Origin of the sequence: Paenirhizobium cremeum, assembly GCF_022884085.1 — a bacterium.
Taxonomy (GTDB): Bacteria; Pseudomonadota; Alphaproteobacteria; order Rhizobiales; family Rhizobiaceae; genus Allorhizobium; species Allorhizobium cremeum.
The window spans coordinates 307,371-322,120 of sequence record NZ_JAGGCS010000002.1 but is presented as its reverse complement, the minus strand read 5'-3'; the positions used below and the strand labels follow the sequence as shown (position 1 = coordinate 322,120).

21 protein-coding genes are annotated in these 14,750 nt (G+C 62.2%); 10 read left to right on the top strand and 11 right to left on the bottom strand.

Going from position 1 to position 14,750, the window contains the following annotated elements; all coding sequences use genetic code 11:
- The first annotated feature begins 16 nt into the window (after positions 1 to 16).
- Positions 17 to 658, top strand: coding sequence for a DUF1007 family protein (locus J5N58_RS04985; RefSeq protein WP_113340761.1), 642 nt, complete (start codon positions 17 to 19; stop codon positions 656 to 658).
- Positions 652 to 1,704 carry a nickel/cobalt transporter gene (locus tag J5N58_RS04980; protein ID WP_244709916.1) on the top strand — a complete coding sequence of 351 codons (1,053 nt, stop codon included), beginning with the start codon at positions 652 to 654 and terminating at the stop codon, positions 1,702 to 1,704. The genes J5N58_RS04985 and J5N58_RS04980 overlap by 7 nt, the downstream gene beginning before the upstream one ends.
- Here J5N58_RS04980 and J5N58_RS04975 read toward each other — a convergent pair.
- From J5N58_RS04975 to J5N58_RS04960, 4 genes are all read right to left on the bottom strand, one after another.
- A complete protein-coding gene (locus tag J5N58_RS04975; RefSeq protein ID WP_112828770.1) occupies positions 1,695 to 1,928 on the bottom strand; it encodes a hypothetical protein in 234 nt (77 codons plus the stop codon). The two genes, J5N58_RS04980 and J5N58_RS04975, sit on opposite strands and share 10 nt — an antisense overlap.
- Positions 1,925 to 2,620: a GNAT family N-acetyltransferase gene (locus J5N58_RS04970; RefSeq protein WP_244709914.1), complete on the bottom strand. Its 696-nt coding sequence runs from the start codon at positions 2,618 to 2,620 to the stop codon at positions 1,925 to 1,927. The genes J5N58_RS04975 and J5N58_RS04970 overlap by 4 nt, the downstream gene beginning before the upstream one ends.
- A gap of 184 nt (positions 2,621 to 2,804) precedes the next feature.
- Positions 2,805 to 3,500, bottom strand: coding sequence for a tellurite resistance TerB family protein (locus J5N58_RS04965; RefSeq protein WP_113340765.1), 696 nt, complete (start codon positions 3,498 to 3,500; stop codon positions 2,805 to 2,807).
- A gap of 98 nt (positions 3,501 to 3,598) precedes the next feature.
- Entirely contained in the window at positions 3,599 to 4,237 is a 639-nt protein-coding gene (locus J5N58_RS04960) for a 2-dehydro-3-deoxy-phosphogluconate aldolase (RefSeq protein ID WP_112828773.1), read from the bottom strand.
- A 152-nt stretch (positions 4,238 to 4,389) separates the two neighbouring features.
- Here J5N58_RS04960 and J5N58_RS04955 point away from each other — a divergent pair, with 152 nt between their 5' ends.
- Positions 4,390 to 4,878, top strand: a complete 489-nt coding sequence (locus tag J5N58_RS04955; protein WP_112828774.1) for a CYTH domain-containing protein — start codon at positions 4,390 to 4,392, stop codon at positions 4,876 to 4,878.
- The gene (locus J5N58_RS04950) at positions 4,862 to 5,773 is read left to right on the top strand and encodes a CHAD domain-containing protein (protein WP_113442334.1); all 912 of its coding nucleotides are present in this window, start codon (positions 4,862 to 4,864) and stop codon (positions 5,771 to 5,773) included. The genes J5N58_RS04955 and J5N58_RS04950 overlap by 17 nt, the downstream gene beginning before the upstream one ends.
- Here the strand turns inward: J5N58_RS04950 and J5N58_RS04945 are convergent.
- Complete coding sequence (locus J5N58_RS04945) at positions 5,770 to 6,348, bottom strand: TetR/AcrR family transcriptional regulator (protein ID WP_244709911.1); 579 nt, start codon at positions 6,346 to 6,348, stop codon at positions 5,770 to 5,772. The genes J5N58_RS04950 and J5N58_RS04945 overlap by 4 nt on opposite strands.
- Before the next feature lie 10 nt (positions 6,349 to 6,358).
- A complete protein-coding gene (locus J5N58_RS04940) occupies positions 6,359 to 6,850 on the bottom strand; it encodes an HPP family protein (protein ID WP_244709908.1) in 492 nt (163 codons plus the stop codon).
- A gap of 128 nt (positions 6,851 to 6,978) precedes the next feature.
- Here J5N58_RS04940 and J5N58_RS04935 point away from each other — a divergent pair, with 128 nt between their 5' ends.
- The 4 genes from J5N58_RS04935 to trhO all read left to right on the top strand — a co-directional run bounded on the left by J5N58_RS04935 (position 6,979) and on the right by trhO (position 9,600).
- Positions 6,979 to 7,674, top strand: coding sequence for a helix-turn-helix transcriptional regulator (locus tag J5N58_RS04935; RefSeq protein WP_113442339.1), 696 nt, complete (start codon positions 6,979 to 6,981; stop codon positions 7,672 to 7,674).
- Between the two features lie 69 nt (positions 7,675 to 7,743).
- Positions 7,744 to 8,109, top strand: coding sequence for a VOC family protein (locus J5N58_RS04930; RefSeq protein WP_112828778.1), 366 nt, complete (start codon positions 7,744 to 7,746; stop codon positions 8,107 to 8,109).
- 5 nt (positions 8,110 to 8,114) lie between these two features.
- Positions 8,115 to 8,585, top strand: coding sequence for an EVE domain-containing protein (locus J5N58_RS04925; protein ID WP_280519899.1), 471 nt, complete (start codon positions 8,115 to 8,117; stop codon positions 8,583 to 8,585).
- 70 nt (positions 8,586 to 8,655) lie between these two features.
- Positions 8,656 to 9,600 (top strand): oxygen-dependent tRNA uridine(34) hydroxylase TrhO, encoded by a 945-nt coding sequence (gene trhO / locus J5N58_RS04920; RefSeq protein ID WP_112828827.1) that lies wholly within the window; start codon positions 8,656 to 8,658, stop codon positions 9,598 to 9,600.
- A gap of 25 nt (positions 9,601 to 9,625) precedes the next feature.
- On the opposite strand, the gene J5N58_RS04915 is transcribed toward trhO, so the two are convergent.
- The 4 genes from J5N58_RS04915 to J5N58_RS04900 all read right to left on the bottom strand — a co-directional run bounded on the left by J5N58_RS04915 (position 9,626) and on the right by J5N58_RS04900 (position 12,634).
- Positions 9,626 to 9,991 (bottom strand): hypothetical protein, encoded by a 366-nt coding sequence (locus J5N58_RS04915; protein ID WP_112828779.1) that lies wholly within the window; start codon positions 9,989 to 9,991, stop codon positions 9,626 to 9,628.
- A gap of 130 nt (positions 9,992 to 10,121) precedes the next feature.
- Entirely contained in the window at positions 10,122 to 10,901 is a 780-nt protein-coding gene (locus tag J5N58_RS04910) for a MetQ/NlpA family ABC transporter substrate-binding protein (protein ID WP_112828780.1), read from the bottom strand.
- Positions 10,902 to 10,935: 34 nt separating this feature from the next.
- Positions 10,936 to 11,604: a methionine ABC transporter permease gene (locus tag J5N58_RS04905; protein ID WP_112828781.1), complete on the bottom strand. Its 669-nt coding sequence runs from the start codon at positions 11,602 to 11,604 to the stop codon at positions 10,936 to 10,938.
- On the bottom strand, positions 11,594 to 12,634 hold the full coding sequence (locus J5N58_RS04900) for a methionine ABC transporter ATP-binding protein (RefSeq protein WP_112828828.1): 1,041 nt from the start codon (positions 12,632 to 12,634) through the stop codon (positions 11,594 to 11,596). Before J5N58_RS04900 ends, J5N58_RS04905 begins: the two co-directional genes overlap by 11 nt.
- A 422-nt stretch (positions 12,635 to 13,056) precedes the next feature.
- On the opposite strand from J5N58_RS04900, the gene J5N58_RS04895 reads away from it, so the two are divergent.
- Together J5N58_RS04895 and J5N58_RS04890 are read left to right on the top strand one after the other, a co-directional pair.
- Complete coding sequence (locus tag J5N58_RS04895; RefSeq protein WP_162708221.1) at positions 13,057 to 13,530, top strand: MarR family winged helix-turn-helix transcriptional regulator; 474 nt, start codon at positions 13,057 to 13,059, stop codon at positions 13,528 to 13,530.
- Positions 13,527 to 13,985 (top strand): hypothetical protein, encoded by a 459-nt coding sequence (locus J5N58_RS04890; RefSeq protein WP_112828783.1) that lies wholly within the window; start codon positions 13,527 to 13,529, stop codon positions 13,983 to 13,985. The genes J5N58_RS04895 and J5N58_RS04890 overlap by 4 nt, the downstream gene beginning before the upstream one ends.
- A 50-nt stretch (positions 13,986 to 14,035) precedes the next feature.
- Here J5N58_RS04890 and J5N58_RS04885 read toward each other — a convergent pair whose 3' ends face one another.
- Positions 14,036 to 14,668, bottom strand: a complete 633-nt coding sequence (locus tag J5N58_RS04885) for an NAD(P)H-dependent oxidoreductase (protein ID WP_112828784.1) — start codon at positions 14,666 to 14,668, stop codon at positions 14,036 to 14,038.
- Positions 14,669 to 14,750 lie beyond the last annotated feature (82 nt).

The window sequence follows — 14,750 nt, the reverse complement described above, 5'->3', positions numbered from 1 at the left end:
GAAAAAGGAAGAAGGCATGGGAAAGAGACTGGCGATCCTGGCGATGGCTTTGTCGCTCTCGCCTTTTCCGGCTTTCGCCCATCCGCACATCTTCGCCGAAGCCCGCCTCGAAGTGGTGGCCGGCGCGGACGGCTCCGTTGCCGAACTCAGAAATGTCTGGCGCTTCGACGACGTCTTTTCCTCGAGCGTCCTGATGGACTTCGACACAAACAGCGACCTGAAGCTGGATCACAGCGAATTGCACGAGATCGCCGAAACGATCCGCACCTCGCTCGCCGATTACGGCTACTTCACCTTCATCACCAGCGACGGCGCACCGATTTCGGTGGCCAAGCCCGAGACTTTCAACGTCGACTTCAAGGACCAGCAGCTTCTCGTTTTCTTCGTCGTGAAGCCCGAGAAGAAGGTGCCCATCAAGGGCAAGCTCTCCTTCGGCGTTCACGATCCGACGCTTTACACCGCCATCGATTTCTCGAAGGACGACGATATCGTGATCGAGGGCGACGGCTTCCGCCAATGCAAGCACAAGGTCGTTCGTCCGGACCCCGACGAGGTGATCGCCCAGAACCAGTCCACCCTGACGGAAGCATTTTTCAACGATCCCGCCGGCACGGACATGGGCAAGCTCTTTGCGACGCGGCTTGAGGTGACATGCTGATGCGCCGCTTCATCCTGCGATCGCTCGCAGTGGTGGCGGTGATTGCCGCCGCGGCGACGGCTGCCCATGCGGGCTCTCCTCTCGGCATCGGCACCGCCGAGCCGTCCTTTCAGGCGACTGGCCCGTTCGGCGGCTGGCTTGCCTGGATCAACCAGAACCAGCAGGCTTTCTATCGCTCGCTCACCGACACGCTGAAAGCCATGCGGGAAGATCCGTCGTCTCTTTCGCCCCTGCTTGCGCTTTCCTTCGCCTACGGTGTCTTTCATGCAGCAGGTCCGGGCCACGGGAAGGCCGTGATCTCCTCCTACATGATCGCCAACGAAACCGAACTGAAGCGCGGCGTCGCGATCTCCTTCGTCTCCGCCTTCCTGCAGGGCGTGGTAGCGATCGCGATCGTGGCCGCCGCCTATTTCGTACTGCGGGGCACCGGCATCACCATGACGGCGGCGACGAACGCCATGGAAATCGCAAGCTTCGGCATGGTCATCGCCTTCGGCGTCTGGCTGCTGCTGCGGAAATTGAAGAGCATCCGGGTGGCCCGGCAGGCGCCGTTAAGCGCCGGCCTTTTCGATACCGCCGTACCGGTGAATGCCGCAGCGACGACCGGCCTGACCTTCCGCGTCGACGCTTTGGATCACGACCACAAGACCCTTCCTCCGGGGGCGATCTGCGCCGATTGCGGCATGACACACCTGCCCGACCCCAAAATGCTGTCGCAGCAGGATTTCCGTCTGCGCGAGGCGTGGTCGGCAATCGTCGCAGTCGGCCTGCGGCCCTGCTCCGGCGCATTGCTGGTGATGACCTTCGCTCTCCTCAACGGGCTTTATCTCGGCGGCGCCCTGTCGGTTTTCGCCATGGCGCTCGGCACGGCGATCACCGTTTCAGCACTCGCCATCGTCGCCGTCTCGGCAAAATCGCTGGCGGTGCGCGTCTCCGGTCCGGGTTCCGTCGCCGCCCGGCGCGTCGGAACCGCAATCGAGATCGCCGGCGCGCTTTTCGTCATCCTGCTTGGAGCCATACTGCTCGCGGCAGCGCTTCAATCGTGATGCCGGTCGAGGTCGCCGCCCCGTCTGCGCTGGTGGCGGGCGCGAAGCCAGAGAACGATGAAGAAGGACATGATGCCAATCGTTCCGACGGCGGCCGCCAGAACGGGTGAATAATCCCCGATCCACAGCACCACCGTCGGCAGCGCCAGAAGCACCAGCGCAAAACCGATGACGATGATTGCTGCGGCCAGCGCCGGCGAACGCTCCTGCTTCCCGCCGCTCATGCCGCACCGCCCATCGCCAGGCCGGCGCGAATATCTTCAAGCCTGCGGACCTGCCGTCCTTCGGAATCGAAGTTTTCTGGCGCAAGCCACGCTTCGAAGCCCGCCTTCACCACCGGCCATTCGCCGTCGATGATCGAGAACCATGCCGTATCGCGGTTCTTTCCCTTGGACAGCATGTGCTGGCGGAACACGCCTTCGAAGGTGAAGCCGTAGCGCTTCGCCGTCGTCTTGCTGGGTTCGTTCTCGTTGTGGCACTTCCATTCATAGCGTCGATAGCCGAGATCGTCGAAAACATGGCGCGCCATCAGGTAATGCGCCTCCGTCGCAAGCGGGCTGCGGCTCATCGACGGACCGTGTGCGACGCCGCCGACCTCGACGACGCCGTTCGCCGGATCGGCGCGCATGTAGCTCGCCATGCCGACCACCTTACCGGTCTTGTTGTCGTGGAAGACATGCGTAACCCAGCCGCCCTTGGACTGCGCAGCCGCAAGCCATGTATCGAAGTCCCCGATGCCGGCGAAATCCGGCTGGGTGAAATAGGTGAGCAGGGAATTGATACCCATGCCGCCCAGACCGTCCCACAGGGCCTCGAGGTGTTTTTCCCGGTCATAGCCTTCGACGGTGACGAAGCGGCCTTTGAGCGTGACCGGCGTCGGCGCCGGGCAACCCTTGAATGTGGAAAGATCGCGCATGCTTGCCTCGCTAAAGCATGTCGCACAAAAGCGTGCTGCGGTTTTGCGCGACATGCGACGAAATAAGGACTTAAAGCGCACAGAGCGAATCCGAACGATCCCGACACGCTTTAGGTATCGGCAAAGCAGTAGGCCAGCCACCCGTCAAAGGCAACCGGCCCAAATGCGCCATGACTGCCTGCAATCAGACCTTGGCGGCCGAAACCGTCGCCTCGATGTGGTCGACCAGCGCATCGGCAAGGCCGAGACGACCCGCGAGCAGATCGAGATAGCCCCGCTCGGCGCGGCTGTCCGGTTCGATGGCCAGCCGCGAGGCCGTATAGAGCTCGACCTTCTGTTCCTCGGTCTTCGCAGCCGCCACGAGGGAATCGATATCCGTCGGCGCCGAAAGCTCGGCCTCGATGAAGGTCTCCGCCTCCGCGCCGAGGCCGGAGAGGTGGATCTTGTCCATGATGTGACGGCGCTCTTCGGTGTCGATATGGCCATCGGCCTTGGACGCGGCGATCATCGCCCGGACGAGAGCCAGGGCGAAATCGTCACTGGCCGCCGGCGCCTCGGGGCTGAAGGGAGAATCGGCCGGCGGCGGCAGAAGTTCCGGTCCGGCGGAAGCCGCCTCCTGCGGAGCCTTGCCGGCCTGGTAATTCTTGTAGGCCTGATAACCGAGACCCGCGATGGCGGCGAGCCCGCCGAGCTTCAACGCATTGCCGCCCAGCGAGCGGCCGGTCTTGGTGCCGAGCAGAACGGCGGCAATCGCGCCGGTCGCAAGCGGATTGTCCTTGGCGAGCTGGATGATGTCTCCAGCCTTCTGCTTCACGCTGCCGTCGGTGCCCGGCACCTGCGATCCGAGGAATTGGTCAAGCAGCTTCTTCGCATCGAACATCGGTTCTCTCCCTGGCTTTCATTGTCGAAAGCAACATAAGAAGCCGATTATGAAATTACAAAGACGCTGCCAACCTTTCTTCCAGGGAGCTTCGCCGATCAGCCGGCGAGAGCTGCCGCTTCCGCGGCAAGCTTCGTGATGCCCGCCCAGTCACCCGCCGCAACCAGTTCCTTCGGCGCAACCCAGGAACCACCGACGCAGACGACGTTAGGAAGGCTTAGATAATCCTTCGCGTTCTTGAGCGAGATGCCACCGGTCGGGCAGAACAGCGTGCCCGCGAGCGGCGAGGACAGGGCCTTGAGATAGGCCGCGCCGCCGGCCTGTTCGGCGGGGAAGAACTTCAGCACCTGATAGCCTTCTTCGCGAAGGGCCATCACTTCGCTCGCTGTCGCGGCACCCGGCAGCAAGGGAACATCGGAACCGCGCGCGACGTCCAGCAACTCCTGCGTCGTACCGGGGCTGACGATGAACTGCGAGCCGGCATCGACGGCCGCATGGAAATGCGTGGCGTTCAGGATGGTGCCGGCGCCGACAACCGCGCCTTCCACCTCGTCGGCCACCCGGCGCACGGCTTCCAGCGCCGCATCGGTACGCATGGTGATCTCGATAGCCTTCAGTCCGCCCGCGACCAGCGCCCGGGCAAGCGGCACCGCGCTCTTGGCATCCTCAATGATAAGCACCGGCACGACCGGCTGCAGTTTCAAAGTGGAAAGAAGCTTTTCGGTTTTCGCGCCCATGGCAAGCCACCTCTTAAAACGATTGAAATCGGCTGAGGATTATCCCGCCAGCATGTCATTGTCGAGACAATTGCGCGCGCCCCCGCATTCCGATTGGCCTTTTACCAAAGTTACGTTAGGTTAATGCCGGTTGAAAGCCCGGAGGCCAGTCCATGGCAAAGGAAATCGAGCGAAAATTCCTCGTGGCAAACGACAGTTGGCGATCTCAGGCCACGTCCGCGACGCCGATGCGGCAGGCTTATCTTTCCGTCAACCACGATCGCTCCATCCGTGTCCGCACCAGCCATGACGAAACGGCCAAGCTGACGGTCAAGTTCGGTTCGGGTTCCCTCGTGCGCGACGAATTCGAATACAGCATCCCCTTCGAGGACGCGGCCGAGATGATCGAATTCGCGGTCGGCAATGTTATCGAGAAGGTGCGCTACACGGTGGATGTCAGCGGCTTCACCTGGGAAGTCGACGTGTTCGAAGGCGCCTATCGCGGATTGGTGATCGCGGAGGTCGAGCTCAAATCCGTAACCGATTGCCCGCCCCTGCCCGATTGGATCGGTCGCGAGGTCACGGGCGACCGTCGTTACTCCAATCAGGCGCTGGCGACCGAGCGCCTGAAGCCAGAGTTGGTGCATGCCGTATCGAATTAGGCCGGGACGTGATTTCGGCGCGGAGGTCAGGTCCGTCGCCGTCGAGCAACTTCATTTGGCCATTTCGGCATTCGAGGAGCAGCCGAACGGATTGCATGAAGCGATCCATGAAGCGCGCAAGAAATTCAAACGGGTCAGATCGCTTTATCGACTGGTTATACTCGACAGACCGGAGTTTCGCGCGGCGGAGAACAACCGCCTCAGGGAAACAGCGCGGACCCTGTCGCTTGTGCGCGACGCCACCGCCCTGATCGAGACGGTGAGTTATCTTGAAAGCCATGCGCTGAACGATGACGAACGCCGCGCCCTTGCCCATGCGCGCGAAAAACTCACCGAACGGCGGGATAAGCTGGCCTCGGGCGAGACGGACCTGCCGGAAAAGGCGGCCGCAGCCGTGGAAAATTGCCGGGCGGCAATCGCTGCCATCGAAGAACAGGAGTTTCCGCAAGGTCCGAGAAAGACGGCCCGCCTTCTCGCGAAGGGCTGGCGGAAAAGCCTGAGACGCGGACAAAAGGCGCTGGAGAATTGCCGCGGCGGCGCGCATGCCGAACTTTTCCATAATTTGCGCAAGGCCGGCCAGGCTTACTGGATGAACCTCTCGCTGCTGCGGGAAATCTGGCCCTCGGCCATGCGGGCGAAACGCGCCGAGGCCAAAAGTCTGGTGGAACTCCTTGGCCACGAACACGACCTCGCTCTTCTGATCGACCTCCTCGACCGGGAACCTGCGACGCTCGGCGATGGCGAAGAGGTCTCGCACCTGATCGGCGCCATCATCCGCCAGCAGCAGGAATTGCGCCACGATGCGCTGGACCTTGCCGAAAGGGCTTTCGCCGACCGACCGGAACGGGAAGCGAGCGCAATCGAGGCCCTTTGGATCGAGGCCGCGACCGGCTAACGCAGCGCCCTCGGCATTCCCGCACGGTATCGCTGGCGTAACGTGGTGATCGTCTCCAAAAACACCGACGGATTGTCGAGCGCTCTCGACAGGACGATTGCGCCCTGGATACCGACAAGGATTTCATCGGCCAACCGCAGGGCTTCCTCATCGGATACTCCTGAACGCCCGATCGCAGTTGCCAGCGTCGCACGCCAGCGCGCGAAATAGCCGGTAACCGCGCCCGCAAAAATGTCCCGGCTGGAATCGAGAGCGATCAGGCCAACCAGACAGATCCTCCGTCCCGCACGAAAGTACGCCTCGACGGCATCGAACATCGCCCCGATGGCGGACCGAGGCTCCTCGGCCTCGGAGAGCGGCGTGAAGATATGCTTCTCGAACCAGTTGGCGATGTCGTCGAGAACCGCCTCGGCCATCTCCTCCTTGCCACCCGGAAAGAAGTGATAGAGGCTACCCTTGCCGATGCCCGTGCGCGTGTTGATGATGCCGAGGGTCGTTCCTGCGTAGCCATGCTCGCGGAAAACCTCGGCAAGCATCGCCACCGCATCCTTTCTTTCCATCTGAAGCTTCACCATGACCGCCGCCTCAGGCGCTCTTGCGCAAGGGATAGACATGTCCCGAAAAGCGGTGGAAGGCATAGGCGACGGCAACCAGCGATATCGAGCCCAGGGCAACCGGGAACACTAGGAAATCCATGTCCGGATGGCCGCTGAAGACGACGAGCGGATCGGCGCCCGCCGGCGGATGGGTGACCCGCAGCGCCGACATCAGCGCAATGGCAAGACCGACGGCAATCGCGGCCGCCCACCATGCATCCGGAAGCAGAACACGCAGCGCAAGGCCGATTGCGGTCGAGACCAGATGCCCGAACACAACGTTCATCGGCTGCGAAAGCGGGCTCGCGGGCTGGGAGAAGAGCAGCACGCAGCTCGCACCGAATGGCGCCATCATCAGCGGATGCCCTGTCCGCAGCGTTAGAAGGCCGAGCAGGGCGATGGCGATGGCCCCGCCCAACCCGCCGATGGCGGCGCGCGCCATTCCGATCGCTGGCTGGTGACGCAGAAGAAAGTGACGCATCCTGATGTCCTTAAACTGTACCATTTGGAATTTACTGTACCGATAAGTACATAATTCTGAAACGCAGTCAAGCCAGTATTGCGAGAAGCAGCATCGCAAGAATGCCGGTGCCCTGCTAGGCTTCATCCATGACCCGGTCCACGCGCCTCCTCTCGCTCCTGCAGATCCTGCGCAGCCACCGCCGCCCGGTTGCCGGGCGGACGCTGGCAGACGAACTCGGCATCTCGCTTCGGACACTTTACCGCGACATCGCCGCACTTCAGGCCGAGGGCGCCGAAATCGAGGGCGAGCCCGGCTTCGGCTATGTGCTGCGTCCCGGCTACATGCTGCCGCCCCTGATGTTTTCCGCCGATGAGATAGAAGCGCTGGTGCTCGGCATGCGGCTGGTCGCCAGCAAGACCGATCCGCAGCTCGCGCTTGCCGCCCGCGACGCACTCTCCAAGATCGATGCCGTCCTTCCCGCCGACCTGAGGACAAGGATGGCGGCAAGCCCGCTGCTTGCAGGCGGAAAGCCCGGCCTCTCCGAAGATCGGGTGGATCTCGCCCTGTTGCGCAAGGCGATGCACACCGAGCAGCCCCTGAAGATCGCCTATCGCGACGAAAAGGGCAGCACCACCGAACGCGTCGTATGGCCCTTCGCGCTTGCCTTCTTCGATGGCGCCCGCGTGCTTCTCGCCTGGTGCACGCTGCGCAACGACTTCCGCCACTTCCGCACCGACCGGATGGAGATCGTCGAACAGGGAGAGGGGCGCTATCCTCGCCGCCGCACGCAACTGCTGAAGGAATGGCGGCAGAAGACCGGCATTGCCGAACGTCTCGTCTGACACCGCATCCTGCTGACATTTTCTGACAGCATGCCGGACTAGTCTCGGGCTCTCGAAAAGGAGAACCCGATGACACCGAACCTCACCATCCTCTACGTCGACAGTCCGGAAAAGAGCGCGGCCTTCTATGCCGGCCTTTTCGGCGTGAAGCCCGTCGAAAAATCCGCGACCTTCGCCATCTTCGTTTTTCCCGGCGGTATCAAACTCGGCCTTTGGTCGCGCCACACCGTCGAACCGGCCGCAACCGGCGCCGCGGGCATGGTCGAGATCGCCGTTCCGCTGGAAAGCCCCGCCGCGGTCGATGACGCCTGGGCGAAAATCGGACCCGCCGGGCAGACGATCCTGCAAGCACCCGTGGACATGGAATTCGGCCGCACCTTCCTGCTTGCCGATCCGGACGGACACCGCATCCGCTTCTACAACCCTCCGGTTTGATCGCTATGGCCTGGATCATCGTGGCATCCGCCGATCATGTCGCGGGCGGGGTTGCCGGCGGCTTCGTGCAGGCCTGCCATGGAAAGGATGCGCCGCTCAGGCGCATCCGGCCCGGCGAGACGATCATCGCCTACTCCTCCTCCGCGATCTTCGGTCGGGCAGTGCCGCTCAAGGCTTTCACCGCCATCGGCACCCTCCTTGAAAGGCCGCCCTATCGGGTGGAGATGACGGAAGGTTTTCACCCCGCCCGCCGCGATGTCGAATGGCACGTCTCGCAGCCCGCCCCGATCCGGCCCCTGCTCGACCGGCTGGAACTGACCAGGGGAAAACGGAACTGGGGCTATGCCTTCCGCTTCGGCATTTTGCGCATCGCCGAGGAGGATGCGGCAATCATCGCCGCAGCGATGAATGCAGGCGCGGCTCCCTTTCGTTCGACACCAGAGGAAGCGCTGCAGCTCCCGCTGTTTGGAATTTGACAAAATTCAAACTGCGACGGAACGCGCGAAAACCGTTGCTTCGCAGCGGCTGAGGCAGTATTTCCCGGCCATGACCGACGATCTCAAGACCCCTCGCCATGAAGAGGGCGGCGCTTTCTGCGTCGCCGCGCTCTATCATTTCGCCCGCTTCCCGCGTTATGAAAGTTTCCGCGAGCCGCTTTACGCGCTTTGCCGCGAGAACGGCATCAAGGGCACGCTGCTTCTGGCCGCCGAGGGCATCAACGGCACCGTCGCCGGTACGGATGAGGGCATCGCGAAACTGCTCGCCTTCCTGCGCGCCCAGCCGGAATTCGCCGAACTCGTGCACAAGGAAAGCCGCGCATCGAAGATGCCCTTCCTGCGCATGAAGGTGCGGCTGAAGAAAGAGATCGTCACCATGGGCGTCGAGGGCATCGATCCCAACAAGATCGTCGGCACCTATGTCGAGCCGAAGGACTGGAACGCCCTGATCTCCGATCCCGAGACCATCGTGATCGACACCCGCAACGATTACGAGACGGCGATCGGCATCTTCAAGGGCGCAATCGACCCGAACATCAAGACTTTCCGCGAATTTCCCGACTGGATGCGCAACAATCCCGGCCTGCACAACAAGCCGAAGATCGCCATGTACTGCACCGGCGGCATCCGCTGCGAAAAGTCGACCGCTTTCGCCAAGGAGATCGGCTTCGATCAGGTTTACCATCTGAAGGGCGGCATCCTGAAATATCTCGAGGAAGTGCCGCCGGAGGAAAGCCTCTGGGACGGCGCATGCTTCGTCTTCGACGAGCGCGTCTCGATCACCCACGGCCTTGCGGAAGGCGAGCACACGCTCTGCCACGCCTGCCGCTATCCACTGACGGCGGAAGAGGTGAAGTCACCGCTGTTCGAGGAGGGCGTTTCCTGCCCGCACTGCTACAACGACCGCACCGAAGCAGACCGCGAGCGTTACCGCCAGCGCCAGCGGCAGATCGCGCTGGCGAAGAAGCGCGGCGAGCGGCACATCGGCAGTTGAGACCGCCTGCGCCTCGGGGGCGGGCTCATTTGCCTTTCCCGTCCCCGCTGTGATGTTCCTTGACGTTGTCGATTTCATACATCAGCGCCTTGAAGGCGATGATCGCCTTGTCGTCGCCGAGCCTGCGGTCGCCGACCATCGGCTCCAGCGTCTCGATCACCAGACGCAGCGCATCCTCCACCCTGCCGAGCTGCTTGCCATAGCTTGCGACCCCGCTCAGGATATCCTTTTCGACCTCGGGATTGGTCGAGGGGCCGAGATCGATGCTGAGGTTGAACAACCCCACCTGACTGCCGGCGCCCGGACTGAAGATCCATGTCCAGGGATTGATCGCCTGCGAGACATCGCCGGAGAAAGGCGCATTGAATACGGGAAGCTGAAGCCGGGCCATCGTCACCTCCATTGCAACCAATAGGGGCAGTGTCTGCTGTTGCAGCGCAAAATGCAATCGTGATCCGCTGAAACGAAAAAGCCCCCTCCTTACGGAGAGGGCTCTTCGGATTGTCGATCACTCGCAAGGATCAGAAGGACGGGATCAGCGCGCCCTTGAACTCCTCGTTGATGAAGGTCCGGATGTTGTCGTCGTGGTAGGACTCGACCAGCGTCTTTACCCACGGAGCGTCCTTGTCGGCCGTGCGAACGGCAATGACATTGGCGTAGGGCGACTTGTCGCCTTCGATGGCGATGGCGTCGGTCTTCGGATGCAGGCCGGCTTCGAGCGCGTAGTTGGTGTTGATGACGGCTGCATCGACGTCATCGAGCGAGCGCGGCAGCTGGGCAGCGTCGAGTTCGGCGAACTGGATGTTTTTCGGGTTTTCGGTCACATCGGCCGGACCAACCTTCAGGCCCTTGGCCGCATCGACCTTGATGAGGCCCTTGGAGGCCAGAACGAGAAGCGCGCGGCCGCCATTGGTCGGGTCGTTCGGGATGGCGACGGTTGCGCCGTCCTTCAATTCGTCGAGGCTCTTCACCTTCTTCGAATAGACGCCCATCGGGGTGGTGATGGTGGTGCCGACGCTGACGATGTCGAAACCGCGGTCAGCGATCTGGTTGTCGAGATAGGGCTGGTGCTGGAAGGAGTTGGCGTTGAGGTCGCCATCGGCCAGCGCCTGGTTCGGAACGACATAGTCGGAGAACTCGACGATCTCGATGTTGAGGCCCTTCTTGGCGGCGATGTCCTTCACCTTTTCCATGATCTGGGCATGTTCGCCGGCGGTCACGCCGACCTTGATGTCTTCAGCCAGGGCAGCGCTGGCGAAAAAGTGGGCTGCGATGGCAGCGGCGACGATCAGTTTCCTCATTGTGTTTTCTCCTTGGGTTTACTGAAGGGAGGTTTCAGTTCTTTCGGCTGCGTTTGTCGAAGCGCCGCGCCAGCGTATCGCCGGCGCTTTGCACCGCCTGCACCAGCACGATCAGCACCACGACGACAGCGAGCATCACTTCCGGCATGAAGCGCTGGTAGCCATAACGGATGCCCAGGTCGCCGAGCCCGCCGCCGCCGACCGCGCCGACCATGGCCGAGTAGCCGATCAGGCTGACGAGCGTCAGCGTCAGCGCCAGCGTGATGCCGGGCAGCGCCTCGGCCAGCAGCACCTTGGTGACGATCTGGAACGGCGTGGCGCCCATGGCGCGCGCGGCCTCGATCAGCCCCTTGTCCACGTCCCGGATCGCCGCTTCGATCAGGCGGGCGACGAAGGGAACGGTCGAGATCGTCAGCGGCACGATAGCCGCGATCGTGCCGATCGAGGTGCCGGTGATGAACCGGGTCAGCGGAATGATGGCCACCACGAGAATGATGAACGGCGTCGAGCGGAGCGCGTTGACGATCAGCCCGATAATACGGTTGACCGCCGGCGCGGCGAACAGTTCGCCCTTCCCGCTGGTCGCGAGGAAGACGCCCATCGGCAGGCCGATCAAGGTGCCGACCAGTCCGGCGGCGCCCACCATCTGCAGGGTCTGCCAGAGGGCCTTCAGGAGCAGGTTGACGAGCATATCAGGCGCCATAGCCAAGCACCTCCGTGGCAAGACCGGTCTGCTTATAGAAATCGTTGGCCCGTTCCAGCGTTGCCGGATCGGCCGGATAGGACACCACCAGCGAGCCGAAGGGTTCGCCGGCGATCTCGTCGATTGCGCCGGCAAGAATGTTGACGTCAGGACCGATCTCCGCGACGAGCCGCGCGGTCAACGGCTGGAATGCCGTCTCGCCGAAGAAGATCAGCCGGACGAGCGCGCGCGCGCCGAGAGCGGGTTCGCTCTTCAGGTCCGAGCGTATCCATTCGGGAAGCTTCGCCCCGATCGAAGCGGAAAGCAGCGCCTGCGTCGTCTCATGGCGCGGCCTCGTGAAAATGTCGAAGGTGCGGCCGCTCTCAACGATCAGCCCCTTGTCAATTACCGCCACCTCGGAGGCTATCGTCTTCACCACCTCCATCTCGTGGGTGATGAGCAGCACCGTCAGACCGAGGTCGCGGTTGATGGTCTTCAGCAGTTCGAGGATCGACTGCGTGGTCTCGGGATCGAGCGCCGAGGTCGCCTCGTCGGAGAGCAGAAGCTTCGGCTCGGTCGCAAGCGCGCGCGCAATGCCGACGCGCTGCTTCTGTCCGCCGGAAAGCTCGGCCGGATAGCGGCCCGCCTTGTCCGAAAGGCCGACGAGATCGATCAGCGGCCTCACCCGCGCTTCGATTGTCTTTCGGTCGATGCCGGCAATCTCGAGCGGCAAGGCGATATTGTCGTACACGGTGCGGGACGACAGCAGGTTGAAATGCTGGAAGATCATGCCCACCGAACGGCGAAGGGTCCGAAGGCCCCCCTCATCCAGCGCTCCGACATCGACGCCATCGACGATCACCTTGCCGGAGGTCGGCAGTTCGAGCCCGTTGACGAGCCGGATCAGCGTCGACTTGCCGGCACCGGAACGGCCAATGATCCCCGTGATCGCGCCCTTCGGTACGACATAATCGACGCCGCCAAGCGCAGTGAAGGCCGGCTGCCCCTTGGCGCCGCCGAAATGCTTGGTCACACCTTCGAATGCCACCATCGGACGCGCGGCCGACGTCAGGTTCTCGGCAGGCACGCTCATCGGCCGCCTCCTCTTGGGGCTTCGCGCGAAATAGGTCGGTTCTTCATGAAAGTCTCTTCGGTGAAAGCCGTCAATCGACGGCAAAGATGGTCGCAGGCCGGATAGTTCTATCGCGGCATACACATTCGGACGTTAGGGCGCCGATCTAGCATCTTTGACTTCACCTTTTCAAACCCGCCGGCGCACATGCTCGGCATATCTGCCATGCGCCGGGGACCGTGGATCTGTTTATGACTCCGCGGGTCCAGCCTGCCGAGAGATATTTTGCCCAAAGCACCCCGCATTTCCGGAAAATTTGTCCAACGGGAGAGAATCTCATCCGACAGTATTGACAACTAGTTTTCATTATTGGAAACTAGTTGTCAAATTTGGAGATCGTCATGCAACAACGCACCGCCGAAGCACAGGCACTGACGGACATCATGCTGGCCGTATTCCGCATCAACGGGCGGCTTCTCGAGGGCGGCGACCGGCTGGTCGCACCACTCGATCTCACCAGCGCCCGCTGGCAGGTGCTTGGCGCGATTGCACTGGCTGCGACACCCCGCACTGTGCCGCAGATTGCCGAGGCAATGGGGATGACCCGGCAAGGTGCGCTGAAACAGGTCGCCAAGCTGGAGGCGGACGGCTTCCTGTCCAGTCGCGCCAATCCCCGCCACAAGCGCTCGCCGCTCTATGCCCTGACGGAAAAGGGGGCCGACGCCTACCGCTCCGTCGACACCATCTACACCACATGGGCCAACACGCTTGCCGAAGGCCTCGATCTTCGGCGATTGGAACAGACCCGCACGCTGCTTGCCGAGTTCGACAATCGCCTTGAAAACGACCCTCATGTCAAAGGAACCAGCCGATGAAAACCGTCATCCACGCCACCGCCGGCACGCTGGCGCTTGTCCTCATCGCAACCTTCCTGGCCTCCACCATCATCGCAGAACTGTGCCTGGATTACCGGGCGATCGCCATCGTGAAGACTGCGATCTTCTATGGCGTCTTCCTTCTCGTGCCGCTGATGGCGATCACCGGCGGCAGCGGCTTTGCTCTCGCGGCAAACCGTTCGGGCGGACTGGTCGAAAGGAAGAAGGCGCGCATGCGGATCATCGGCGCGAACGGCGTGCTGGTCATGCTGCCGGCTGCGGTGTTCCTGTATTTTCGGGCGAATGCCGGTTCCTTCGACGGCCAGTTCTACGTCGTTCAGATCATCGAACTGGCGGGCGGCATGCTGCAACTCTGTCTTCTCACCCTGAACTTCAGGGATGGACGGCGCATGACCGAAAAGAAGCGCCTGCTGGCCACGCGGAACGCGGCCTGAAACCAGATATGGAAAAGACTGCCGGACGAAAAGTCCGGCAGCCTGAGGCATTATTTCACTTCGATGACGAATTCGTCCTTTGGACGGCGCACCTTCTTGAGGTTCACCAGCCAGTCGCCGTCCTCCTGCCGATAGCCGATCGGCATGATCGTCACCGAACGCAGGCCCCGCTCGCGAAGACCAAGGATTTCGTCGAGCTTGTCGGGATCGAAACCTTCCATCGGAGTTGCATCGACGCCCTCGAAGGCGGCTGCCGTCAGACCGATGCCGAAACCGATATAGGCTTGACGGGCGGCATGCTCGAAGTTCACCTTCTCGTCGCGTGGCGGATAGAGCGACAGCAGGCGCTGACGATAGGCTTCCCAGCCCTCGTTCTTGAAGCCGCGCACCTCGTTGACGAGATCGAACATGCCGTTGATCCGGTCCGGTGTATAGTTGTCCCACGCCGCAAAGACGAGGAGATGCGAACCTTCCGTGACCTGCGTCTGGTTCCAGGCAATCTCCTGGATCTTCGCCCGCACGTCCGGATTGGTTACGACGATGACTTCATAAGGCTGCAGGCCGCTGGAGGTCGGAGCAAGGCGAATCGCCTCAAGGATGCGTTCGACCTTCTCCTGCGGAACGACCTTGGAGGGGTCCATCTTCTTGGTGGCATAACGCCAGTTGAGTTTTTCAAGGAGCATGGGGAATAGCCTTCTGGTTTTACCGTCGTTCCGGCTCAGGACCCGGGAACGGTCCGGACGCGAAGGACATACGGTATTGATT